This window comes from Actinomycetota bacterium (genome assembly GCA_028698215.1).
GTDB lineage: Bacteria > Actinomycetota > Humimicrobiia > Humimicrobiales > Humimicrobiaceae > Halolacustris.
Genome location: JAQVDY010000009.1, coordinates 1 through 25,524, shown reverse-complemented (window position 1 = coordinate 25,524; position 25,524 = coordinate 1). Strand labels below are relative to the sequence as shown.

General features: G+C 43.7%; 22 protein-coding genes and 5 tRNA genes. All 27 read right to left on the bottom strand.

The window, feature by feature from the left end; all coding sequences use genetic code 11:
* Positions 1 to 720 carry a Flp pilus assembly protein CpaB gene (gene cpaB / locus PHN32_04350; GenBank protein ID MDD3776815.1) on the bottom strand — a complete coding sequence of 240 codons (720 nt, stop codon included), beginning with the start codon at positions 718 to 720 and terminating at the stop codon, positions 1 to 3.
* A 124-nt stretch (positions 721 to 844) separates the two neighbouring features.
* A complete protein-coding gene (locus PHN32_04345; protein MDD3776814.1) occupies positions 845 to 1,798 on the bottom strand; it encodes a D-2-hydroxyacid dehydrogenase in 954 nt (317 codons plus the stop codon).
* Positions 1,799 to 1,884: 86 nt separating this feature from the next.
* Positions 1,885 to 3,150, bottom strand: coding sequence for a Glu/Leu/Phe/Val dehydrogenase (locus tag PHN32_04340; protein MDD3776813.1), 1,266 nt, complete (start codon positions 3,148 to 3,150; stop codon positions 1,885 to 1,887).
* A gap of 171 nt (positions 3,151 to 3,321) precedes the next feature.
* On the bottom strand, positions 3,322 to 4,995 hold the full coding sequence (locus PHN32_04335; protein ID MDD3776812.1) for an Rne/Rng family ribonuclease: 1,674 nt from the start codon (positions 4,993 to 4,995) through the stop codon (positions 3,322 to 3,324).
* A 20-nt stretch (positions 4,996 to 5,015) separates the two neighbouring features.
* A complete protein-coding gene (locus PHN32_04330) occupies positions 5,016 to 5,687 on the bottom strand; it encodes a TIGR03936 family radical SAM-associated protein (protein MDD3776811.1) in 672 nt (223 codons plus the stop codon).
* Entirely contained in the window at positions 5,662 to 7,458 is a 1,797-nt protein-coding gene (locus tag PHN32_04325; protein ID MDD3776810.1) for a TIGR03960 family B12-binding radical SAM protein, read from the bottom strand. The genes PHN32_04330 and PHN32_04325 overlap by 26 nt, the downstream gene beginning before the upstream one ends.
* 2 nt (positions 7,459 to 7,460) lie before the next feature.
* A complete protein-coding gene (rodA, locus tag PHN32_04320; protein MDD3776809.1) occupies positions 7,461 to 8,645 on the bottom strand; it encodes a rod shape-determining protein RodA in 1,185 nt (394 codons plus the stop codon).
* 3 nt (positions 8,646 to 8,648) lie between these two features.
* A complete protein-coding gene (gene mrdA, locus PHN32_04315; GenBank protein MDD3776808.1) occupies positions 8,649 to 10,505 on the bottom strand; it encodes a penicillin-binding protein 2 in 1,857 nt (618 codons plus the stop codon).
* Positions 10,477 to 10,995, bottom strand: a complete 519-nt coding sequence (mreD, locus tag PHN32_04310) for a rod shape-determining protein MreD (protein MDD3776807.1) — start codon at positions 10,993 to 10,995, stop codon at positions 10,477 to 10,479. Before mreD ends, mrdA begins: the two co-directional genes overlap by 29 nt.
* 2 nt (positions 10,996 to 10,997) lie before the next feature.
* Complete coding sequence (gene mreC, locus PHN32_04305) at positions 10,998 to 11,816, bottom strand: rod shape-determining protein MreC (GenBank protein MDD3776806.1); 819 nt, start codon at positions 11,814 to 11,816, stop codon at positions 10,998 to 11,000.
* A gap of 17 nt (positions 11,817 to 11,833) precedes the next feature.
* Entirely contained in the window at positions 11,834 to 12,865 is a 1,032-nt protein-coding gene (locus tag PHN32_04300) for a rod shape-determining protein (protein MDD3776805.1), read from the bottom strand.
* Between the two features lie 9 nt (positions 12,866 to 12,874).
* Positions 12,875 to 13,477 (bottom strand): Maf family protein, encoded by a 603-nt coding sequence (locus PHN32_04295; protein MDD3776804.1) that lies wholly within the window; start codon positions 13,475 to 13,477, stop codon positions 12,875 to 12,877.
* A complete protein-coding gene (locus PHN32_04290; GenBank protein ID MDD3776803.1) occupies positions 13,458 to 13,709 on the bottom strand; it encodes a DUF4321 domain-containing protein in 252 nt (83 codons plus the stop codon). Before PHN32_04290 ends, PHN32_04295 begins: the two co-directional genes overlap by 20 nt.
* Positions 13,710 to 13,744: 35 nt before the next feature.
* On the bottom strand, positions 13,745 to 14,194 hold the full coding sequence (gene ndk / locus PHN32_04285; protein MDD3776802.1) for a nucleoside-diphosphate kinase: 450 nt from the start codon (positions 14,192 to 14,194) through the stop codon (positions 13,745 to 13,747).
* A 13-nt stretch (positions 14,195 to 14,207) separates the two neighbouring features.
* Complete coding sequence (locus PHN32_04280; protein ID MDD3776801.1) at positions 14,208 to 14,657, bottom strand: zinc ribbon domain-containing protein; 450 nt, start codon at positions 14,655 to 14,657, stop codon at positions 14,208 to 14,210.
* Positions 14,658 to 14,691: 34 nt separating this feature from the next.
* Positions 14,692 to 15,981, bottom strand: a complete 1,290-nt coding sequence (locus PHN32_04275) for a Mur ligase family protein (protein MDD3776800.1) — start codon at positions 15,979 to 15,981, stop codon at positions 14,692 to 14,694.
* A 6-nt stretch (positions 15,982 to 15,987) separates the two neighbouring features.
* Complete coding sequence (locus PHN32_04270) at positions 15,988 to 18,645, bottom strand: valine--tRNA ligase (protein MDD3776799.1); 2,658 nt, start codon at positions 18,643 to 18,645, stop codon at positions 15,988 to 15,990.
* A gap of 1 nt (position 18,646) precedes the next feature.
* A complete protein-coding gene (clpX, locus tag PHN32_04265) occupies positions 18,647 to 19,921 on the bottom strand; it encodes an ATP-dependent Clp protease ATP-binding subunit ClpX (protein MDD3776798.1) in 1,275 nt (424 codons plus the stop codon).
* A 22-nt stretch (positions 19,922 to 19,943) separates the two neighbouring features.
* Positions 19,944 to 20,540: an ATP-dependent Clp protease proteolytic subunit gene (locus PHN32_04260; GenBank protein MDD3776797.1), complete on the bottom strand. Its 597-nt coding sequence runs from the start codon at positions 20,538 to 20,540 to the stop codon at positions 19,944 to 19,946.
* A 13-nt stretch (positions 20,541 to 20,553) separates the two neighbouring features.
* Positions 20,554 to 21,954 (bottom strand): trigger factor, encoded by a 1,401-nt coding sequence (gene tig, locus PHN32_04255; GenBank protein ID MDD3776796.1) that lies wholly within the window; start codon positions 21,952 to 21,954, stop codon positions 20,554 to 20,556.
* A gap of 120 nt (positions 21,955 to 22,074) precedes the next feature.
* Positions 22,075 to 23,202, bottom strand: coding sequence for a glycoside hydrolase family 99-like domain-containing protein (locus tag PHN32_04250; GenBank protein MDD3776795.1), 1,128 nt, complete (start codon positions 23,200 to 23,202; stop codon positions 22,075 to 22,077).
* Positions 23,203 to 23,281: 79 nt separating this feature from the next.
* A tRNA-Leu gene (locus PHN32_04245) sits at positions 23,282 to 23,368 on the bottom strand.
* An 8-nt stretch (positions 23,369 to 23,376) separates the two neighbouring features.
* A tRNA-Lys gene (locus tag PHN32_04240) sits at positions 23,377 to 23,452 on the bottom strand.
* A 48-nt stretch (positions 23,453 to 23,500) separates the two neighbouring features.
* A tRNA-Arg gene (locus PHN32_04235) sits at positions 23,501 to 23,577 on the bottom strand.
* Between the two features lie 17 nt (positions 23,578 to 23,594).
* Positions 23,595 to 23,670, bottom strand: a tRNA-His gene (locus tag PHN32_04230).
* A 47-nt stretch (positions 23,671 to 23,717) separates the two neighbouring features.
* Positions 23,718 to 23,794, bottom strand: a tRNA-Arg gene (locus tag PHN32_04225).
* Between the two features lie 89 nt (positions 23,795 to 23,883).
* Positions 23,884 to 25,524: hypothetical protein (locus PHN32_04220; protein ID MDD3776794.1), on the bottom strand; the 1,641-nt coding region annotated here is incomplete at its 5' end.

The window sequence follows — 25,524 nt, the reverse complement described above, 5'->3', positions numbered from 1 at the left end:
CTAAAAATTAAATAGTTTCCGGGGGCAGATAGATAAATTCAGGGTGCCCCTCTCCATGGCTAAAAACAAGTCTTCCACCTGCTGGGGGGAAGCATAAAAAGAAACTGTAAACACAGAATGATTCCCATAACCGCCGGTTATTTTTTCCGGCCATAAATCCTGGCCAGAATCATCCTGGCTGCCGGGGTCCACCATTACCATTTCCTGATAGGATACAATGGTCTGGCAAAACATCTCCTGATGGTCAGGCTGATGATATACAGAGACAATATCCACCCTCTCCCCCGGCCTTAGAAGTTCAGCCGGTCCCCAGTAGCTTACAGGTACAGTTATAAGCCTTTTAGAAGGGGGGATGTAGGAACAATAGCTGCTGTTATCTCCCTCAGCTGAACCCCAGATATGTTCAGCATAAATTATTTCTCCCTGCCTTAAATCATGCAGGCATTCCCTGCCAATTGCTTCCTGGATATCAACAATTGCCCTTTCGCTATAGATTATGGGGGGAATATCTTGAAGCTGGACCATATCCTGCTCTATGGTTTGTCCTGCAGACAGGTCGCAGCTGGCAATTACCACCTGCTTGGCCTCATCCCCCGACGGGATTTTTAGTTTAAGGTTATTGATGTACCAGAAAATCAATAATCCCATAACCAGGGCTATTCCTATAAACAGGATTCCCCAGATTCTTTGTTTAATTATTAAGGCTGCTCTGCTTTTCATTAATTTATCCTTTTAATTATTTACATAATAATATATTTATGTATTTATGTAAATAGATAAATTAATTTTTTAGGCGTGCTCCGCCCAGGATTGATGGTTTAGATTATAAATTAGGAAATAGTGGTTAGGATACCAAGTTTATGGGTTTGCCTTGCTGATAGGCCAGTATATTTTCTCCAGTTATATCTACCAGCCTCTGTCTGGCTTCCCGGGTAGACCAGGCGCAATGGGGAGTAATTATCGCATTAAGGCCTGGAGCCAGAAGGGGATTGTCCTGGTTAGGCGGCTCCTGGCTCAAAACATCAAGCCCTGCCCCTGCTATTTGTCCTTCTTTTAAGGCCCGGGCTAAATCTGCTTCATTTACTATACCTCCCCTGGCTGTATTGATAAGTATAGATGAATTCTTCATCAATTTTAGTTCCCGGGCAGAAATAAGGTTGGTAGTTTCCTGGGTTAAGGGACAATGTATGGATACTACATCAGACTCTTTAAGCAAGGTTTCCAGATCTGTACTGTTTATACCTTTACCTGGCACAAAACTACGGCTGTAAACCAAAACATCCATGCCAAAAGCCAGGGCTAGGTCTGCTACCGCCCTGCCTATGGCTCCAAACCCTATAATACCCAGGGTCTTTTTATAAAGTTCCAGGCCGGGATAGTTTAGCAGGTTAAAGGTATTGGATTTTGACCATAACCCTTCCTCTACATCCCTTAGGTACCGGTGGCAGCTGGTAAATAAATTAAGGATAAGGGCAAAAGTATGCTGGCTTACTGAATACTGGGCATAACCGGGCACATTGCTTACATATTTTTTACTGGCTCCGGCTGCCTTAACATCCACATTATTAAAGCCGGTGGCAATAACGCATATCAGCTTTAGTTCAGGCAGCTGGCTTATAGCTTTTTTATCTAAAACTATTTTATTGGTGACCACTACCTCCGCTCCCCGGGCTAAGTCCACCGGGTTGTCTTTGGCAGTTAGGTGACCGCATATGAAATTGCCCCTCCTGCTAAGGGGTGAGAAGTCTACATCCCCCTTAAGGGAAATTGTATCAGAATCCAAAAAAACAATATTCATTTAAGCCTTTCTCCAAATTTACCTTTCCCTTATTATAAAATAAAAGCCCCGGCAGAAAAAGCTGCCGGGGCCCCGCCAGATTTAATTTACATATAGCACTGGGAGCGGGTAGTTTTAAGGCTTACTGCATCTGCCACTCTTTTTACTGCCAGCATGCCGGCCGCAGTCCTCATGTCCACCTTACGGTCCTGGGCCAATTGATACACCTGGTTGAAGGCATTCTCCATTACGCTTTTAAGCCGGGCATTGACTTCCCGGTAGGTCCAGTAATAGGACTGGCAGTTCTGTACCCATTCAAAATATGATACGGTTACTCCCCCCGCATTACAGAGCATATCGGGAATGATTAGAATATCGTTTTGATGGAGGATCTTATCCGCTTCAGGAGTCACAGGGGCATTAGCAGCCTCTGCAATAATTTTAGCTTTAATATTAGCAGCATTGTGCTCATCTATCTGGTTTTCCAAAGCTGCAGGGATAAGGATATCGCAATCCAGCTCCAGAAGCTGTCCGGCATCTATCGGTTCGCAGTGGGCATAATCGCAAACAGTACGGTTTATATTCTTATGGGACAGTACTTCCTGGGGGTCCAGGCCATCAGGATTATAGATAGCCCCTCCAGAATCGCTTACAGCAATAATTTTAAAGCCCAGGTCCCCTAATATCCGGGCGCAATGATAGCCTGCATTACCATAACCCTGTATAGCTACAGTCAGCCCCCCATTTTCCATACCCAGCTGGTTTAAAGCTGAAAGAATGGTAAATACAACCCCGGCAGAAGTAGCTTCATCCCTTACCTGTGAACCTCCCAGCTCCAAAGGCTTCCCAGTCACAATACCAGGCACAAAGTGGCCTTGCTGTATGCTGTAGGCATCAGCCATCCAGGCCATGATCTGGGGGTTAGTGCCTACATCCGGGGCAGGTATATCGGTATCCACCCCTATGTTTGGTGATAATTCCAATATAAACTGCCTGGACAAAGCTTCCAGTTCCCTCTGGGAAAGCTGTTTGGGATTAACTGTAACCCCACCTTTGGCTCCTCCAAACGGCACATCCACTACTGCTGTCTTTAAAGTCATCAGCATGGCCAGGGCTTTCACGTCATCCAGGGTAACTGTCGGGCTGAACCTCAATCCCCCCTTAGTCGGACCCCGGTCGGAGTTATGCTGTACCCTGTAACCCCTAAATACATCAATCTCTCCATCATCCATGGGCACCTTAACTGAAACTTCTATAACCCTTCTGGGCTCCCTTAAATATTTTCTGATGCCCTGCTTTAAGTTCAGCAATTCCATAATCTGGTCAATTCTTTCCTGGGTCATGGTCCACACATTTTTTTCTGTTTTCAGCATAACTACTCCTTTAAAAAAATAATCCCTAAAAAATAAAAAAAGCATCCCTCACTTGAACCAAATTGGTTCAGCAAAAGATGCTTCTTTGCATTATATAAAAGGCTTCTTTGCCTTAAATTTTTAAGCGAATTAGATTATATATATTATATCCGTTTTAAGCAAGGTATTTATCTACCCTATTATTACCGCTACCGCACTGGTTTTGGATATGGACTTGATCTCTACCCTGACTTTTTGGCCCATATGCTTTTGCCCATCCAAAATCTGGACTACATATCCTTCTACCCTGGATAAGGCATCATTCTTGTTATGCAGATAAGGCTCCTCTACTACCAGGTCCAGCCTATCCCCTATACCAAACGGCTTAGCCACTTTCTGTATATAGTCCACCGATCCTTCCTCTTCTACTATGAAAGCATCCAAGGGTAAATTATCGTCGCCGGTGACCGCAATATATTTCTTGGTGATATTCTCCAGATTCTTTAAGTTTTTCCCTCCCTGTCCAATAATAAGGGCAGCGATGGTAGAATTCAGCCTCACCAGAAAAGCCTTTTCCTTGCTGGCTTTAGCCAACTTCCTGATTTTCCTTTCTATCTCCAGCCTTAAAGTCTCTTCACTTTTAACATAACCCATGCCCTGGCAACGGGGACAAACTTTGCATAATGTGCCCAGAATTCCATCAGATACATTTTTCCTGGTCATTTCTATCAGGCCAAATTTGGAAAAATTTAATACCTCATTTTTAGTACGGTCGTTTTCCAGGCACTGGTTAAACTTGTTCAATACTTTTCTTTTATCCCTCTCATTGGACATATCTATAAAATCTATAACAATAAGGCCCCCTATATCCCTCAACCTTAGCTGGCTGGTAATAGCCTCGGCAGCCTCCAGGTTGGTTCTCAGTATGGTCTGGTTGGAATTTTTCCCTGAAGTATACTTTCCGGTATTTACATCAATGGAAGTAAGGCCTTCCCCGTAATCAATCACTATAAAGCCGCCAGATTTAAGCCACACTTTCCTTTCCAAGGCACTTTCAATTACTTCATTTACATTAAAGGTTTCGAATAATTCATCTGAGCCTTGATGGACAATGATATCGCTAAATTTGGAGCCTATACTTTTGATATAGCGCTGAATTTCTCTTTTTACTACCTTGCTGTCCACATAAATAGCAGTAAATTCATCACTGAAAATATCCCTTAGCAGCTTAATGACTATAAACTGCTCTTCAGACAGAAGGGTCGGTTTATTGGCCCTGGCCGCCCTTCGCTCTATACTCTTCCACATCTTTAATAACTGTTTTAAGTCCTTCTTTAACTGATAATTGGTAGCATCCCGGGCCGCAGTCCTTACTATCAAGCCAAAATCCTTGGGCCTGATTTCAGCAGCTATGGCCCTTAACCGGTCCCTTTCTTCACCAGGCAGTTTCCTGGATACTCCCACCCCATCATTAAAGGGGGCCAGTACCAGGTATCTGCCCGGCAGGGATACATAGGTAGTTAACCGGGCACCTTTGCTCTTCATAGGGTCCTTGGTAACCTGTACCATAATATTCTGGTTGGGTTTCAGCACATGCTGGATTTTTTTAGGCTTCACTTCCTTATCATCAAAATCCAAGTCAAAATCCACTTCATTGACATACAGGAAGGCATTACGGTCCACTCCAATATCCACAAAAGCAGCATCCAGGCTGGGAAGGACATTTTTTACCTTGCCCATATAAATATTTCCCACCAGTGATTTCTTTATTTTACGGTCAAAATAAAGCTGGACTACCCGGCTTGACTCCAGGATAGCAACCCTGGTCTCGTTCTTATCAGAACTAACAAGCATTTCTTTCTTCAATTTCTTAACAAGCTCCTTACTTAAATTATGTCCATAGGCAACAGAAGTGCCCCCTCTTGTTCAATATACATCTCCTGTTTTACTATAGAATGAATATTTACATTATATTTTTCAGCAATACCTATAAAATAATCATAAAAATAATTATATTTAAATATTGCATTATTTTTCTTTTTAAAGATTTTAACATACCCATACAAATTTAATAGGTAAAAATTATCTTCTCCCTGCTCTATCTTTAGCCGGTATAAAGACGACTTTATGTCTTCAGCCCCCATGATATCCTGTTTAAGGCTGTCTCCCGTGCTGGCCAAATCTTTTAGGCCCTGCAAACTAAACCGGTATTGCACTATGCCTATGTCTGCCATCAGGCTTTTTACCTTATGGGCAATAGGCTTGGCTTCGGTAACCATCAGCTGGGAATTTAGCTTAGCATTAAGCCTGGACTTAAATTCGCCTGCAGCCAAAGGCATAGCCAGGTTTACATCACCGTATTCTGCCCAGCTTTCTACTCCCAGGGGCGTAGGATGGCTGAAACTTATTTTGGGTTTGGGGTTAAAACCCTGGCTGTACTCCAAATCCATTCCTGCCCTCCCTAGGCCCCTTATGATAAAGCGGACCATATCCAGGTGGGAAAGGTACCGGTAATCCTCGATTTTTTTAAATTTAAACCTGATCTGTGTTTTTTCCATAATTTTTTGCTTTTTGGTATTGGGCCAGCAGGAACCGGCGGGGCACTCCAATGTCTATTACGCTCCAGGGCAGTATCTCCTGCAGGCCGTAATGCCGGGAGGAATAAAAATCCATATCTACCTGTACCTGGCGGAAAGCCTGTTCCCAGAGCCCATAGTCAAAAAGGTCAGTCCAATTGTCAAACCTGGCCCCTTGGCGCCAAGCCTCCTCTATGGCCGCAGATACCCTGGTATCCCCCCTGGACATTACCGCCTCCAGCTTGCTCTTGTTAAAATCAGTCCAACTGAGTTTTACCATCTTGGAGCGTACCTGGCGGGAAATCAAGGACATCTTGTACTCCAAGGTTTCAGGCTGGTCCTGGCCTGCCCATTGAAAAGGCGTAAAAGGTTTGGGTATTAAGGCATTGACTGAAACATTTAAATTAAGCCTCCTGTACTTCCGGGGGCCCAGAATCCTTTTTCCTGTATCCAGTAATCTGTGGATAAGGGAGCCGATAGCCCTTAAGTCCTCCAGGCTTTCCTGGGGAAACCCCAGCATAAAGTAGAGTTTTATCCTGTCCCAGCCTTTGCTGAAAGCCAGTTCAGCGGCAGCCATCAGCTCTGTTTCCGTAATATTTTTGCCAATAATATCTCTCATTCTCTGGCTGCCGGCTTCAGGGGCAAAAGTTAGCCCGGTTTTTTTACCTTCGCTTATCAGCTCTGCCAGTTTAATTCCAAAACTGTCCATCCTCAAAGAAGGAAGGGAAATAGAAACCCTGCGGTTTTGGGCATACTGGCTAAGGGGCAGCAGCAAATTTTCCATGTCCCTGTAATCAGAACTGGACAAAGACAGCAGTGAAACCTGGTCATAACCGGTGGATTTTAAGCCCTTTATAGTTTCCCGGGCCAGGGTTTTGGCATCCCGGGACCTAACCGGACGATAAATAATGCCTGCCTGGCAAAACCTGCAGCCCCTGCTGCAGCCCCTCATAATTTCCACCGCAAAACGGTCATGCACCACTTTAATATGGGGAATAACCGGATCAGTTAGCAGGGGATGCTGGTCTAAATCCGAAACCACCCTTCTCTTAACCCTGGTTTGGGGTTCAATCTGCTTAATCTGGCCCCAGGGGTGATAATAGACCTTATAGTTTGAAGGCACATAAACCCCTTCTACCTTAGACAGGTCCTTCAGCCAGGCACTTTTTGCCTGGTTTTTGCCCTTATAGCTTTTAACCCTCTCCATTATTTCAATTATGGCCTCCTCTGCTTCCCCTACAAATAAAAAATCAAGGAAAGGGGAAACCGGCTGGGGATTGACTGCAGCAGGGCCTCCAGCGCATATCAGGGGAAACTGTTCTGGCCTGTGTCCTGACCTTAACTTAAGCCCGGAAAGATCTATCATATTAAGCATATTGGTATACAGCAGCTCATGGGCCAGGCTAAAACCTATCAGGTCAAAACCGTTTAAAAATATTCTGTTTTCCAAAGAAAAAAGCTTAAGCCCTGCCTGCCTTAAATTTTGCTCAAAATCCAGCCAGGGGGCAAAAACCCTTTCTGCATTAAAACCAGGCTGGCTGTTAATGATTTGATACAGGATATGGATACCCAGGTTAGGCATACCGATTTCATAAACATCAGGAAAAGCCAAAGCGGCCATTACCATCCGGGGATTAGACTTAATCTGCTCCCAGGACTTGCTTTTACAGCCTATTTCTCCACCAATATACCTGCCTGGTTTTTGAATCCCTTCCAGCAGAAGCTGCATTTGTTCCGGTTTTAATCTATCCATTTTTATTCAAATTCTTCATATGCTATCTGATGATATTTTCTAAGCTCCCTGTTCATATAAACATTCTCAACCAGTGCTATTCCTATAAACAGGCTGACCAGGCTGCTGCCTCCATAACTTAAGAAAGGCAAAGGTATGCCAATAATAGGCATAATACCCATGGTCATACCTATATTTATCAATACCTGGGTCAGCAAAACAAAGGCCATGCCCGAAGCGATAAGGCGGCCAAAATGATCGGTAGAACGCTGGGCTATTACCAGGCATCTCCATATTACCAGCCCCAGGGCCGCTATTACTAAAAAGCCCCCTATAAAACCCACCTCTTCTCCAATTACTGAAAATATAAAGTCGGTCTGGTGCTCAGGGACATAGCTTAAATTGGTTTGCTTGCCCAAAAAGAGCCCCTTGCCCCAAATCTCTCCTGAACCAATGGCCAGTTTGGATTGGTAAAGATTGTATCCCACCCCGCTGGTATGGATATCCGGTTTTACAAACACCAGTATGCGGTCCAGCTGGTACTGCTTTATAATGCCCCTGTTTATGGCTGCAAACACCGCTCCCCCTCCCAATCCTAACAGACCTACCAGATACAGCAGGTTGGCTCCTGATATAAACAACATACCGGCATAGACCAGAAAAAAGATTAAAGCAGTACCAAAATCATGCTGCAGCAGCACCAGTACGATACTGGTCATGGCCACTACCAGAGACAATATAACTTTTTTAAAACCTATACGATTATCTTTTTCCGTCTTTCTCCTGGAAAAGACAGCTGCCACCGTAATTACCATCAAAACTTTTGATATCTCTGAAGGCTGGATTGATGAAAATCCAAGATCTATCCAACTCTTAGAGCCGTGCACTTCATAGCCAAAAACTAAAACAGATACCAGCATGCCTATATTGACCAAAAAAATGACCCACCACCAGGTCCTGTATTTCCGGTAGTTAATTAGCTGTAAAATCCAGAAAATCACAAAACCGGCAGCCAGCAGGTAACCCTGGTTTTTTAAATAGTAGGCAGGATCAGTTATGCCATTGGGAAGGCTGTACCTGGTGGCAGAATATATAATCAACAGCCCAAAGCAGGATAAAGCTATCACTACTAAAAACAGGACAATATCAAACCTTAAAGTCCTCTTGCCATCCATCTTATTCAATTCTTTTGTGCTAAATTCAATCATGGCTTAATCCAGGTTAAATAGATAACTATAAATTTCTCTTACCAGGGGAGCAACCGCGGTGGAGCCTCCTCCGGCTTCCTCCAGCATGGCTACTACCACATATTGAGGGTCATCCATAGGGGCATAGCTGGCAAACCAGGCAAAATCCTGCCTGCCGGCAAATTCGGCAGTACCAGTTTTACCGGCAATAGGAATTTCGCTTAAGGGAAAACCTATAAACCTGGAGGCAGAAGTACCTTCACTTACTACCAGGCCCAAACCTTGCTCAATAATATCTACATATTCCTGGTTGAGGTTGAGCTCATTATGCTGCCCTACTTCTATGGGCAGGAAAGCTTCACCGGTATAATCCCTGATATCCTTTAGCAGGTGTACCTGCTCATAATTGCCCCGGTTGGCCAAAATCATATAAGACTGTGCTATCTGCAGAGGTGATACCAGCAGGTCACCCTGGCCTATGGACATATTAACCGTATCTCCCGGGTACCATACTGATTTTTCCACCTGGTTCTTAAAATACTCTTTTTTCCAAGCCCTGTCCGGTACTATTCCCGGATCCTCATAAGGCAGGTCTATACCTGTCTTTTTCCCAAAACCAAATAACCTGGAATATTGCTGCAGCAATTCTTCCTGATTATCCAATTTGGAAAACAGCCTTAAGCCCACTTCATAAAAATAACTGTCACAGGAATTCTTAATACCCCCTAAAATATTAAGGCTCCCATGTCCTCCCCTTCTCCAGCAAAGCTTAGGAAAACTTCTGCCCAGGCCATACCAGGTCCCGCTGCAGCTGACCCTGCTGTTTTCATTTATTACTTCTTCCGATAAACCGGCATAAGCAGTAACGATCTTGAATACCGAACCCGGAGGATAGGTCATGACCGCCCTGTTATTTAAGGGGTAATCCTTCACAGGGTCATTAAGAAAAGCCCAATCCTTACTGGATATGCCCCCTATAAACACCTCAGGGTTATAGGTGGGGTAGCTGGCCATTGCCAATACCTCCCCCGTATCCGCTTCCAGCACCACCGCTGCCCCTCCGGTTACTTTAAACAGCTCTTCAGAACCAGCTTCCACTTCTTTCTGCCTTATCTCATCAATGGCCTTATGCAGAAACTCCTCCACTTTACCCTGAAGCTCGATATCCAGGGTGAGATAAATATCGTTTCCGGGAATATAATCAACTTTTTCTATAGTACTGACCGGCCTTCCCAAAGGGTCAACCTCATAGGTAACTTTTCCCTTGAGCCCTTTAAGGATTTGCTCATAATATTGTTCGATACCGCTAATACCTATCTGGTCGCCCCCTTCATAGCTGCTTTCATACTGGTCTGAAGTTAATTTTTCTTCATCGATTTCTCCGGTATAGCCCAGTATATGGGAAGCCAGGTATCCATAACTGTATTCCCTTTCAAATATATCTATAATTTCTACCCCGGACAGATCCTCCAGGTTTTCCTTAAACACAATCAGGGTTTCCTTATCGATATCCTGGGCCAATAAAACTCTTTCCAGGTAAGAGATATTGGTTCCTTTTAGTTTATCCTCCAAATCCTGGTAATCAATTCCCAAGTTAGTACTTAAAAACTCCAAGGTGAATTCACTGTTTAGGGCAGCCCTGGGTTCTACTGCCACAGCCTGCACCGGCACGCTTTTTACCAGCAGTTCCCCGTTACGGTCATAAATATTGCCCCGGGGAGCAGCCACAGTCTGTGATCTTACTATATTCTGCTGGGCTTCCTGGGCCAGAACTTCCCCGCTCATAACCTGCAGGTAATATAATCTTAACACCAGCACTACGGTAACCGCTGCCGCTAGGTATACTGCAACCTTAAGCCTCTTCTTTACTCTTGAATCCAAAAATCCACCTCTTATTTTGTCCCAAATTAAACAAGGGAAAAATCAATAACAACAGCACTATGCTGTATAATGGCTTTATAAGCATTTCCTTTCCCAATTGAGCCAGGTCCAATCCATAATTGAACAGATAATGGATCAAGGCTTCCATTATCAGGTTTATCTCAGTTATAAAAAAGACTATCAATATCAGCACCGGGAATCTTCTCTTAATACCCATTTCCACCAGCCTGGCTGCTATAAAAGCGTTAAGGGCATATATTAAAGCATATATTCCTATAATATTTCCTGTCATAAAATCTAGCAATAGCCCCAATATAAAGCCATATATTATGCCATAATAATATCCATCCACAATAGCTACACTGATAATGCAAATCATTACCAGATCCATATTTATAGAATACAGCTTAAGGTATTCTGCAAAAGCCAGCTGAACCAGCAAGGCCATGGCCACCATAACCAGGTGAAGGATCTTGGTTGCTGCTTTCATGCTTATTTCCCACCTTTAATTACCATTACATATTCCAGGCTTTTTAAATTGGCATAAGGCTCTATGGTTATATGCAGGTAAGCATCGTTTTGCTGGGTGGTAACCTGGCTTATTCTTCCAATAAGGAGCTCCGCAGGAAAATCTGGGCTGGCTCCAGCAGTTATTACTATATCTCCACTATAGACAAACTCCTCTTTGGGGATATAGTTAAGCTCCATGGTTTTATCAGCGCTGCCCTCCACCACCCCCAGGCTCCTGGAAGTGAGTATGCGGGCCCCTATGCTGCTGTTGGGATCATTGATGAGCCTAACCCGGCAGCTTCTGTCCCCCGCAAGCACCACTCTGCCAATAAGGCCTCCGTCATTAATAACCGCCATGCCTTCTTGTACGCCCTGCTGCCTACCAATATTCAGCAATACCTCTGACTGCCATTTACTCTGGTAATAACCAATTACCCTGCCTGCCTGCAGATCCAGGTCCTCTCTCGCCTCTATACCCAAAATAGAGCGCAAGGCATTATTTTCTATCCTTAAGTTAATATTTTGGGTATAGCCATTTCTAAGCTGCTGGTTTTCGGCCTGCAGGGCCAGGTATTTATCCCTTAAATTAATATAATCCCTGACTCCTCCCAGGAATTGGGCTACCGGTAAAAAGAAATTAAATGTTTTTTCCTGAATGGGGCTAAAAAAATCAGTAACTTTAATTTTGGCGGAATTAATAAAGGCATAATCCTTAAAAGAAGCAGTAGCCACTATCACGCACAGAACTATTATTATACCCAGGACAATAATATTTCTAAATCTTTTATTAAAAAAACCCATTAATCATGGCACCAAGTTTATTGTTTTGAATACTTAAGGTACTGCTTTAGCCTGGAAAAATCCTCAACACATTTACCGGCACCAATAGCTACTGAAGCCAGGGGATTTTCAGCCTGGTATACAGGGCAATGGGTCTCCCTGCTGATCCTTTCGGTCAAACCCTTGAGCATAGAGCCTCCGCCGGTAAGAACGATGCCTCTTTTCATGATATCGGAAGAAAGCTCTGGGGGAGTGCTGTCCAATACTTCTATAACCGCATTTATAATATCGTTAACTGCTTTTTCCAAAGCTTTCCTAACCTGCTGGCTGGTAATTATGATGGTCTTGGGTAAACCGGTTACCAAATCCCTGCCGTTTACTTCCATCTTTTCTTCATTTTCCAAAGGAAAAGCAGAGCCTATTTCAATCTTTAGCCTCTCTGCTGACCTTTCTCCCAACAGCAGGTTATGTTCTTTTTTAAGGTAATAAGTAATATCTTCATCCAGTTCATCTCCTCCGATCCTCAGGGACTGGCTTACTACTATGCCGCCCAAAGATATTACCGCTACCTCAGAAGTTCCTCCTCCAATATCCACTACCATGCTTCCAGTAGGCTCATCAATAGGCAGGCCTGCCCCTATGGCCGCTGCCAAGGGCTCCTCTATGATATAAGCTGCCCTGGCCCCTGCCTGCTCGGTAGCTTCCACTACCGCCTTTTTTTCAACCGGGGTAATACCTGAAGGAACGCATATTACAATTCTGGGCCTGGCAATACCGATATTTTTATGTACTCTCTGTATAAAATACCTAAGCATTTTTTCAGTAGTCTCAAAATCAGCAATTACTCCATCTTTTAAAGGCCTTATAGCTACTATATGGCTGGGGGTTCTTCCTACCATTCTTTTTGCTTCTTTGCCTACTGCCAGTATACGGGAATTATTCTTGTCTATAGCCACTATGGAGGGCTCATCCAATACTACTCCCTTCCCTTTTACATATACCAGGGTATTGGCCGTACCCAAATCAATTCCCATATCCTTACCTATAACATTTAGAAAGAATTCAAACATTAAAAACTCCTATCTTTCACCTAAAATTTTATAATTCATATCTTTTAACATTTCTATAAACCTGGCTACCGGAAGCCCCATCACATTATAGAAACATCCCTCTATCCTTTTTACCAGCAGGGCTCCCCGGCCTCCAATATTGTATGCCCCTGCCTTATCTAATACCTGCCCTGATTTTAGATAGCTGCCTATCTCTGGTTCTTCCAGCTCCCTGAACTCCACTGCAGTTATTTCATGTCCGGTCAGCCGGTGTCCGCTGGCTTTATCCAGGATACAAACTCCAGTCACTACTTCGTGCCTGCGTCCGCTCATCTGTGTTAATAACTCAAATGCCTCCCTGCGGCTGGAAGGCTTCCCCCAGACCTTATTATTAAAATAAACAATAGTGTCAAAGCCGCAAAACAAGCCAGTCCCAGACTTTATATGCTCTGCCGCCCAGACAGCCTTAGCCTCACTATTGGCCTCAACTGCCTGGTAGGGATTGCCTTTGCTATTCTCCTGTAAACCTTTAGGTTTTATTATAGCAAACTTTAATCCCATTAGCTCCAGAATTGCTTTTCTTCGGGGGGACGCAGAAGCAAGTATTAATTTGTTATTTTCTTCTTCCCACATCTGCCAGTAAAAAGGCCAGTAAAATACCTATTATAGCTCCTAAAGTTATATTAACATGTATGCTGAAACTAACGTCAATAAGGTATAAATTTAGGCTGAGGGCATCAGTACCCACCTTTAACCCTTTATCCAAAATAGGGATGGTGTCTGCCAATACATGACCCAGTATAGCCCCTATTACCCCGCCTGCAAGTACAATTAAAAAAACTATCTTTCCGCTTCTTTTTCTCATAAACCTGTATCCCCGTATATTTTAAATTTTAAAAATCAATGGAAAAATAAATGTATCTCTCTTTCCGCGCTTTGCGAAGAATCAGAACCATGAACCACATTTATAGTTACATCCTCCCCGTAATCTCCCCTTATAGTGCCCTTTTCTGCTTTCTTGGAATCAGTACAGCCCATAAGCTGCCTGGCTTTGGCAATGGCATCTATCCTGCTTAGCACCATGGCCACACAATGGCCAGAGGTAATATAATCAATTAACTTGTCAAAATATGGCTTGCCATCATGTTCACAATAATGGGTACAAGCCAGCTCCCTATCCACTGCAATCATTTTTAGGCTTTCAATAGTAAAACCCTCCCTTTCAAAACGGGATATTATCTCCCCTACCAGTTTCTTTTCCACAGCATCAGGTTTAATAATGATTAGGGTTTTTTCTTCTTTTATTTGGTTCGCCCCACAACCAAATTTGCAATTACCGCAATCCGACATCTATTCCTCCAAATTATTGTGATATTTTACAGTAAGGGCATACCTTCCAGTCCAGTTCCAGAGGCTTGCCACAGTTTATGCATGAATTCTTAAGCTTCTTTCGGCAATAGGGACAGATAAGGTAATCATCTTTGACCTGTTTGCCGCAGGCCGGACATTTCTGCACCTCGGCACTCAACAATTTATCCATTCTCCTTATTTCCAATTCCCTTTCCAATACATCATCGATATACTCAGGCGGCCTCAGGATTAAATAAATTATCAATCCCAGGTAATTGAACAGGAATACGATCACTGCCCAAAATATGGCGCTGGTATTTCTGAGCTTGGCATCCCTGTAGGTCCAATACACAAAAGCCAGCCATACTATGATTACAATAAATAGGATTCCCCGTATAAGGTAACCCCAAATGGGAAGCTTGAAAAAAGCAATTATATTGTTGAGATATTCAAACAAGTCCATAAATCCTCCCAGAAAAAGAATTTTAAATTCATTATTATATATGCTCCAAATTAGTAATTGAGCCCGTAATGCATATAATAGCACCTAAGCAAGAAATTTTTAAAGCAAAATTTAGGGAATTTGCTATATTGTCTATCTTGTATACCTCCAGCGGCCTGTTTTTGGATTTTATCAGCGATAATACGGTGTGCTCCAGTAAATCGATATCCAGGCTTCTTTCATTTTGGCTGCTGGTAAGGATTAAGGTATCCGCCACCCCTATAATTTGTTCTGCCATTTTACCGTAATCCTTATCTTTTAATACCGCAAAAATAATAATTTTTTTATTCCGGGGATAATACTCAGTCAAATTCCGGCAAAACCATCCAATGCCCTCAGGGTTATGGGAAGCATCTGCTATTACCGTAGGGTTTTTCCTGATTATCTCAAAACGCCCCTTAACCTTTATGGCGGCCAGTGAATGTTTCAGTTTGGCTGCATCCAGCCTACCACCCAGGTAAAGCTCTGAAACCGCTACTGCCAAAGCCATGTTTTTTACCTGGTATTCTCCCCTTAAGGGCAGCCTTACCTGGTCATAGGCCCCTTTTATTCCCTTCATATTAACCAGCCAGCCTCCAAATTGCTTATCCTGGCAAGCTTCAAAGCAAAAATCATCCCCAATGGCATACAGCTGGGCTTTCTGGGAAACTGTCCTTTCTTCCAATACCCTCCGTACTTCAGCTCCTTCTGAGATGGTGGCTACCCTGGCTCCCTTTTTGATTACTTGTACCTTTTCAGTAGCTATTTCTTCTACAGTACGGCCCAATATCTGGGTATGCTCCAGGCTTACCCCGGTTAAGCCCACCACCACTGACCCCACTGAGTTAGTAGCATCCCAGCGGCCGCCCATCCCCGCTTCCAGCACCATAACTTCCAGCTCCATCTGCCTGGCCATCAAAAAACCCATAGCGGTAATTATCTCAAACTGGGTCATAGGGCCATCCATATCCAGGTTATTTACTTCCTGCACATAAGGATAAACCAGGTTAAACAGCCCGGCAAACTCTTCTTTGGTAACCTCCCGGCCCTGATAACCGAATCTTTCAGTATAACTGTGTATGTGGGGGGAAATATGATACCCGCATCTTTTGCCCTGCCCCTGCAATATGGCTGCAGCCATCCTGGTAGTAGAAGTCTTGCCGTTGGTGCCCACGATATGGATAAAATCAGTATCATTATGGGGATTACCCATAAGCTTCAGAATTTTCTCAATCCTTACCAAGCTGGGTTTTATGCCAAACACCAGACATTGGTCAAGGTATCGGACCGCAAACCCAAAATCCAATTTAATCTACCTTTTAATATTTTTCATTTTGGCCAGCTGCTCTGACAATAGGGTAAGCTCCCCTTTAAACCGGTCCAGCTTATCCTTTTCCTTCTGGACTATTTCCGCAGGCGCCTTATTTAGAAACTGGGGGTTAGTCATCTTTTTGCTGCTCTTTTCAGCCAGTACCTCTACTTTCCTAAATTCCTCCTGCAGCCTCTTAATTTCCAGGTCTATGTCTACTACATCCAGTATATATATGTAAATATCTACCTTCCTGTAAGTAGTCTTTATAAAGCCTCTTTGCTCTTGTACAGCTTCAAAACCCAGGTCTGACACCTTGGCCAGGCTTTTTATGTATTCTTGATTGTCCTCAAAGAACTTCCTGTCACCGCCATTTAAATTTACCTTAATTTTTACAGCTGGACTGATCTTTAGTTCCGAACGGACCTTCCTTATGGCGCTGATTACCCCAAACAGCATATTCGCTGAGGACTCTGCCTCTAGAAATAAATGGCCATCTTCCTCCGGATAACCCTGGACCATTATGCTTTCACCCTGATGAGGGATGCTCTGCCAGATATTCTCGGTAATATGGGGCATGAAAGGATGAAGAAGCCTTAAGTATCTTTCCAGAATATACCATAACAGGTACAAAGCAGTATCCTTATCGGATTCATCCTGGGAATGGTAAATACGGACCTTGCTGGCTTCTATATACCAGTCACAGTAATCGCTCCAGAAAAAGTGGTATAATAACCTGCTGGCAAAAGAAAAATTATAACGGTCCAGATATTTGTTGACCCCTTTTATGGTCTTATTCAGCCGGGTTAAGATCCATTGGTCCCAAAGGTTTAAACTAAGCTGGGAGAAATCTTTATCTGCCGTATTTTCATCAATATTGGAAAGCACAAACTTGGAGGCATTCCAGAGCTTATTGGCAAAGTTCTTGGTTCCCTCTATCTTATCATTTCCCAATAGTAGATTTTTACCAGGAGTAGTTAGCGAGCACAGGGTAAACCTCAATACATCCGCTCCCTGCTCTCCAATAATATCCATGGGATCTACCACATTGCCTTTGGACTTGCTCATTTTCTGGCCTGATTCATCATTGACCAAGGGATTTATAAATACCTGCCTGAAAGGCACGTCCTTCATAAAGTACAGGCTCATCATGATCATTCTGGCTACCCAGAAAAATATTATGTCATGGCCGGTGATAAGTACATTTGTAGGAAAAAAATATTTAAGCTCAGGGGTATCCTGGGGCCAGCCAGCAGAAGTAAAAGGCCACAGGCATGAACTGAACCAGGTGTCCAGTACATCTTCGTCCTGGTATAAATCGCTGCTGCCGCACTGGGTACACTGCCGTGGTTCTTCCTCTGCCACTATCATCTGCCCACACTGCCTGCAGTACCATACTGGAATACGATGTCCCCACCATAATTGCCTGGAAATGCACCAGTCCCTTATATTTTCCATCCAGTTAAAATAAATTTTTTCCCATTTCTTGGGAATAATTTTTATTCTGCCTTCCCTTACTGCTTCTATAGCCGGCGCCGCCAGTTTTTTCATGGATACAAACCACTGCATGGATATCCGGGGCTCTATTACCGTATCGCATCGCGAACACTTGCCCACACTGGACAGGTGATCCCTCTTTTGCAGCAGAAAACCTTGCCTGGACAGATCGCCTAAAATAGCTTCCCTGGCCTTAAACCTGTCCATACCGCTGTAAGGGGCGCCGTTTTCATTAATGGTAGCATCTGCATTCATTATGTTGATTTTTTCCAGCCCATGCCGGTTACCCATTTCAAAATCATTGGGGTCATGGGCGGGAGTAACCTTTACCGCTCCGGTACCAAACTGGGGATCTACAAACTCATCGGCTATAATAGGAATGACCCTTCCGGTAAGGGGGAGGTAAACCTTCTGGCCCACATACTGCTTATACCTATCATCCTCAGGATGTACAGCCACTGCAGTATCTCCCAGCATGGTTTCCGGCCTGGTGGTTGAAACCACTATAAACTTATCGTCTACAGGCTGTCCCTGGCTGTCAGCCAGAGGATATTTTATATCCCACAGGTAACCGTCTTTCTGCACATGATCCACTTCAATATCAGAAACAGCAGTAGCACACCGGGGGCACCAGTTAACCATGTAATTGCCCCGGTATATAAGGTTATCCTTATATAAGGTGTTAAATTCTTTGGTAACCGCCTTTACATATTCATCGTCCATGGTAAATCTCTGCCGGGGCCAGTCACAGGAACATCCCAGCCTTTTTAGCTGGTATATAATGCGGTCACCATATTGCTGTTTCCATTTCCATACCTCTTCTACAAATTTTTCCCTTCCCAGCTCATGCCTGCTGGTGCCTTTTTGCTCCAAGTATCTTTCTACCACATTCTGGGTAGCAATCCCTGCATGGTCTACTCCCGGAGTCCAGCTGGCATTATAGCCTGACATCCTTTTATACCTGATAATTATATCCTGGAGGCTGTTATTTAAAGCATGCCCTATATGCAGTTGCCCCGTAACATTGGGGGGAGGTATGACTATACAGAAAGGCTTGCGGTCAAAATCTACTTCCGCATGGAAATAGCCTTTATTTTCCCAAAAATCATAAATTTTGGTTTCAAATGCGGCAGGATCGTAGCTGCCCTCTATTTTACTAAACATGTTAAGCTAACTTCTCTTTGCTTTTAAGCTCTTGCTGGGGCTGCTTGACAACCTGGGGAGCTGCCTTCTTTTCTATCACCTTAGCATCAATAACCATTTTTTTGGCATCACTTTCATCAGGAATAGTAAACATGATATCGGTCATGTTCTCTTCCATAATAGACCTCAACCCTCTGGCTCCCGTGCCCCGGGTCATAGCCAGCCTGGCAATAGCAGACAGGGCATCATCTTTAATTACCAGTTCCACATTATCCATTTCAAATATTTTCTTATACTGTTTAACCAGTGCATTTTTAGGCTCTGTCAGTATTCTTACCAAATCTGCTTCACTGAGGCTAGTAAGGGTAGCTAACACCGGCAATCTTCCTATCAGTTCCGGAATTAACCCAAATTTTAATAAATCCTCCGGCATAGCCTGAGGGAAGAGCCAGTCCATTTTTTCCGCTTTCCCTGGAATCTTTTCCGCAATAAAGCCGATGCTTTTTTTATTTACCCTGCTCTCTATTATCTTATCCAGACCGGCAAAAGAGCCGCCGCATATAAATAAAATATTATTGGTATTAATCTGGATAAAATCCTGCTGGGGATGTTTCCTGCCCCCATGGGGAGGGACATTGGCTTCGGTGCCTTCCAGTATCTTCAGTAATGCCTGCTGTACCCCTTCCCCGGACACATCCCTGGTAATAGAAGGGTTATCGGATTTTCTGCTGATTTTATCTATCTCATCTATATATATTATGCCCGTTTCCGCTTTCTTGATATCAAAATCTGCTGCCTGTATAAGTTTGAGCAATATGTTTTCCACATCTTCCCCCACATAACCGGCCTCGGTTAAAGCGGTTGCATCTGCAATACAGAAAGGGACATTAAGGATGCGGGCCAGGGTCTGTGCCAGCAAGGTCTTGCCGCAGCCGGTAGGACCCATCAGCAGTATATTGCTTTTTTGGAGCTCAACATCATCCTTTTTAGCGCTGTCTCCATGCTTAATCCTTTTGTAATGATTATAAACTGCTACTGAAAGTATCTTTTTAGCAGCTTCCTGGCCAATTACATAATCATTTAAAATAGAATATATTTCACTGGGCTTGGGCAGGTTCTTAAAATCAAGTTCCTGCTGTTCTCCCAGCTCCTCTTCCAGTATTTCATTACATAGCCCTATGCATTCATCGCAAACATAAACCCCAGGACCGGCAATAAGCTTCTTTACCTGATTCTGGGGTTTGCCACAAAACGAGCATTTTAGGAAATTACCCCTTTTGTCATTTTTTTCCAATATAAAACACTTCCTTTTCTAAAATTTATTTCTTATATATTACCTGATCCACAATACCGTATTTTTTTGCTTCTTCTGCAGTCAGTATAAAATCTCTTTCAGTATCTTTTTCTACTTTTTTTATATCCTGTCCGGTATGTTTGGCTATTATATCATTTAACAGGCTTCTAATCCTCACCATTTCCCTGGTATGGATCTCCACATCCATAGTAGTCCCGGTAACACCGCCGGAAGGCTGGTGCAGCAACACCCTGGAATTGGGCAAAGAGAATCTTTTCCCCTTATCCCCTGCCAGCAGCAGTACCGCTGCTGCACTGGCAGCCTGCCCAATACAAATAGTAGATACCGGCGATTTAATAAACTGCATGGTATCATACATAGCCAGGGCTGCAGTTACCACTCCGCCGGGACTGTTTATGTACAGCTGTATATCCTTTTCAGGATCCTCGGCCTCCAGGTGCAGCATCTGGGCCATTACCACATTAGCTACATTATCATCTATGCCTACTCCTAAAAAAATTATTCTTTCCTTTAGCAGCCGGGAGTATATATCAAAAGATCTCTCTCCCCGGTTTGTCTGTTCAATTACCATGGGAACCAGATAATTGTTTTTAATATTCATATATCACACTTCCTTATTTTTGACCTGGAGTCCAGAGCTTCTTAGTTTGTCCGCCCTGTTTTTCCTCCGTTTTTTTCTCTTTCTTGGGTGACTCCTTCTTTTTATCCACCACTTTAGCACTGCCTATAAGCTTATCCATAAGGTTCCTTCTTCTAATAGAGGACAGCAGGTTTTCCTTACCCTCTGGAGTTTGCAGATAATCTTCAATCTTTTTCTTTTCCTCTTCCTTGCTATAATTGGCGATTATCTGGTCAGCTTCTTTCTTTACGTCCTCTTCCTTAGGCTCAATTTTATCTTTTTCCGCTTTCTCTAATGCCTTAAACAACAAATACTGTTTTATTTCAGCTTCTGCCCTCTGGGCAAACTGCTGCTCCAGCACTGTTTCGTCCATGCCGGTAGCCTGCAGGTAATTCTTCTTATTAATCTTCTGGTTTTTCAAGGTGTTTTCAAATTCACTCTTCATCTGCTCTGTTCTGTTCCTAACCATAGCAGCAGGCGCTTTAATATCCGCCCTCTCTATAAGCTGCTCTATTACCTGCCCCAGTATCTCTTCCTTCCGGGCCTGTTCCTTCTGCTGGGAGAGATCCTTTTTTATTTCCTGCTCAAATTCTTTTTTGTCCTGGTAGTCCCCTGCTTCTTTTAAGAACTCCTTATCTACCTCGGGCACTACTTTCTTCTTTATTTCCTTTAGCTTAACCTTAAATTCAGCTTTCTTCCCAGCCAGGTCATTTCTTCTTATATTGTCCGGCAAAGTAAATTCAACTGTCTTTTCTTCACCCTTTTTCATGCCTATTATTGATTTTTCAAATTCCGGGGTAAGGGTCTTAGAGCCTATTTCCAATACAAAATCCTCAGATTTTCCATCTTCCAATTCCTGGCCTTCCACCATGCCCTCAAAATCAATGGTCACATAATCCCCGTCCTTTGCCGGATCATCTCCATCCACCGGCTCCAGTGAGGAATATTTCTCCCTTATCCTGTCTATATAGCTATCTATTTCTTCCTGGGTTACCTCTGCAGGCTTGGCGGTAACTTCCAGCTTATCATAGCCGGGAGCTTTTATCTCCGGCTCTACTGGTATGGTTATCTCTACGCCCAATGGTTTACCGTCAGCAATCTCTTTAAATTTTACCCCGGGATAATCTATGGGATCAATGTTGGCATTATCTATTATTTGTGGATACAGCTCGGAAACAGATATGCTGGCCGCTTTATTTAAAACATATTGCCTGCCAAAATTAGTATCTATTACCTGATAGGGAACCTTGCCTTTTCTAAACCCTGGAATATTTGCTTTCTGGGATATGTTCTTATAGGCTTTTCCTAAAGCCTTGTTAAAATATTTGCCCTGTATCTCCAGGTTTAAGGTAACCTTATCCTTTTCCTTCTTTACATCTAATATTTTGTAATCCAACTAAAAGCGCCTCCTGCCTCATTATTCTATTTACGTTAAAACACATATTATAATAAAAAATAAATAAAATACAAACCTCGGGCTATTATGTCAAGTCTTAGAAAAGCCCACAGATAGCCTCTAATCAAGGCCAAATACAGCTGGAATCTGCTCTATGCGCTCATACCCCCATTCCAGGGAAGGCTCTACCGAGCTTCCTTCCTGATGTTCATTGAAAGTAGCAATGGATACCTGGGTCAATCCTGTAGAAATATTTACCGGGTCCAGGAAAGCCTTTATGGTTTCCAGCTGGTATTTAAAATCGTCAGCAGTGCCTTCCAGGGGAGGCACGCTTTGCCTTTCACTGCTTAGGCAACGGTCATCATAGGCCGGTATGGCAGAAGGGATAAAATCAGTATCAGCTGCGCTGGCTGCTATTTTCCATACCATATATAGGAATTTAAGCCTTTCTGCAAATTCTGCCGTATTTTGAGGCCGGCCGGCATAAGCAGTATAGCAGGATACCGCATCAAACACCTTTACCTGCTCCAGCCGGTAATTCCAGAAAACAGCATCCCCCACCAGGTATACCTGGTAGCCCTTTTGGGCCAGGTTTTCCCTGGCTTCTGCTATAACCTGCTGATAGGGACCGGTAAAATCCCTGCTGACATATATCCATAATACTGGCTTGCCTTCTATCTTAAAGTAGTTTTCAGAAGCAAAATAAGTGTCTGCTATATGATTAAGATCTTCCAGGAATGTGCCGGCAATCTCCTTTTGGCCAAAATCATAGGGTGGGTATTTGTATCCTATGCTTTCAAACCTCAGGCGTGAATCATACATAAAACAAAGCTTGGTCTGTCCCATATCATAATCAAATATGCCTTCAGCAATGGTGTGGTCAAACTGGGGCAGGTATTCAATCTTAAACACATCTATGCCAAAGTTCTGGGCCCATTCCAGGTGTTTGGAAATAACCTGTTCATCCAGGCTATGGTAAAACCCCAATAGCGGCTGATTGGAATAACCCCGCTCCCAATGCTGCCCGTCATGCCAGGTATAATAATCACAATACACAATGGTATCTTGCTGTTCTGCTTCAGGATTAACCCGGTTTTGGTGAATTTGGTTAAGGGAAACATATAGGGGGTACAAGGTTTTGCCCAGGAGAAAGAACCTGCTCTCTAATATATAGATACCCAGCAGCCCCGCCGCCAGCAAGGCTATGACTACTACTGCTGCTATAATTCTTTTTTGGTAAGCTTTCATGGTCAGGCCGGTTAAATTTTATTTCATTTTACTATTTTAGCCTCAGTATTTGCTAGTTTATATTAAGATTATTACTGAATGGTGCGAGAGAGGGGATTTGAACCCCTACAGGTGTTACCCCACTAGATCCTAAGTCTAGCGCGTCTGCCAATTCCGCCACTCTCGCAAAAAAAATGGTGAGCCGTACAGGGATCGAACCTGTGACACCCGGATTAAGAGTCCGGTGCTCTACCAGCTGAGCTAACGGCCCACTTGCCAGAGGTATATTATAGGAAATACTTGGCTCAAACACAATATTTGGCACGCCTGGAGGGATTCGAACCCCCGACCTGCGGATTCGAAGTCCGTCGCTCTATCCAGCTGAGCTACAGGCGCTTGGTTCAAAAAATAATTGGGGTGAGAAACGGGATTCGAACCCGCGGCCCCAGGAACCACAATCCTGTGCTCTACCAGCTGAGCTATTCTCACCACAAACTTATATTATATTATTTTGTCAAATTTTAAAACTACTTTACTGGCGCGCTTGGAGGGATTCGAACCCCCGACCTACGGATTAGAAGTCCGTTGCTCTATCCAACTGAGCTACAAGCGCAAGCAAGTATAGCACTATTATTTAACCCAAAACCAGACATTACTTTAATTAATATTAAAAAATAAGTCAAGAAAACCAAAGCCGGGCTTTCAATGGCAATTAAGCACAAAAAAACGGCCCGCTAGGACCTGGGTTTGTGTAACCCCGCAAGCGACTGTCTTGCCCTTTAGAGAGGTGTTTTTTCCATTAACCAATACTTCAGAAAGGCCAAATGCCTGGCCCTGGGGACTGCAGTATAAAACTTTTATATCTATGGTACTATCCAGGGGCTTATGGTAGCGGTCCAGCACGCTTAATAGCAGTACCTCTTTATCCTGCTGGTCCCGGCTTATGGCCTTGACCTCCAGGCTTACCTCTTTTTGCAGCCCTGAAGGCAGCAGGAACTTAAGTAGATTGCGGCCCAAACCCATAAAAGCCTGGCGGCTTCCATTTAGGTTTAAGTGCCTGGTTACGGTATTAAGCTTTAACACACATACAGTAATCTGCTGATGCCGGCCAACCATAGCTTCTACATAGCCGCTGCCGGCTTCAGCATCCCTGATGATTATCCAATTTTTATCTTCCTGGCTCCAATAGGCCAATAAAGCCCGGGAAGGGTCTGAGTTATTTTTAATCTTCAATTTATAGCTTTGCTCGAGGCCTTTACTAAACTTTATGGTATAGATATCACTGTCCCAACCCAGATAATCAGCTAAGGGGTAGGACTGTTTATCTGAAATGATACTACTCTCCAGCCATAGATGGACATCTTTGCAGGGCTGCTTAAATTCCAGCTCTATATTTCCCTGATGCAGGGAAACTTGCTGCCTGCCATATAATCTTATTGCCCTCAAATTTGGGGCTGTTTTTTCCTCTTTTTTCTTATCATCACTATTGTCAATATAGTCCTGCTCCTGTTTGGTCTGTAATGTATTGGTTTGAATGGCAGGCATATGCTGGGTAACAGCGGATTTAATGGTTACCAGGTTTGATTTTACCGCTATTCCGTATTCCAGTCCATCATAGGGCTCTATCTCGGCCTGCCATACTTCCCCTTCCCTGGTAGCATCACATTCTATTTGGGATAAGCCTTCCCACTCATCTTCCAGCTTTCCATCCTTGTACCACCGTATATGGGTATCAGCCTGCTGATGCCCATCAGCATCCCAGTATTCATAATTTACTACCAGGTCATCTTCTGGCCGGGGCTGGTTAGGGCTGATGGTTACATTGCGGGCTTGGGGCCTGCTATTGATTATTTCCATCTCCTGGGTTTGATATAGTTCACTGAACTGGTAACCATCGCTTACCCTTACCTCCGCTTTCCACCTCTGGCCCATTTCGGTTAAGCTGCTGCTGACTTCCCTATAATTTTGAAGCTGGTTTTGCTCTGTGCCCTCTTTGTACCATTTAATTTCTGCTTCTGTTTCCTCATCATTGTCCGCATCGCTATAAATATAGTTTAGGGTCAGGTTGTCCCCGGTATTGGCCGCTTGAGGCTCTAATTTAACAGAAGAAAGCATTGGTATGGTATTGGCTATTTCCACACTACCGGTAGTGACTGTTTCTCCCAGGTTTTCTCCATCTGATGGGGTAACGGTTGCATACCACAGCTGTCCCCTTCCAGTACGGCTTGGCGGCACATTGCTTTGGTCATTAAGGTCTTCCTGGCAAATCCCATCTTGGTACCACCTGATCTGGGTGCCGCTCTGGCCGTCTTGCTCTGGATCATGGTAATCATAAATAACTTC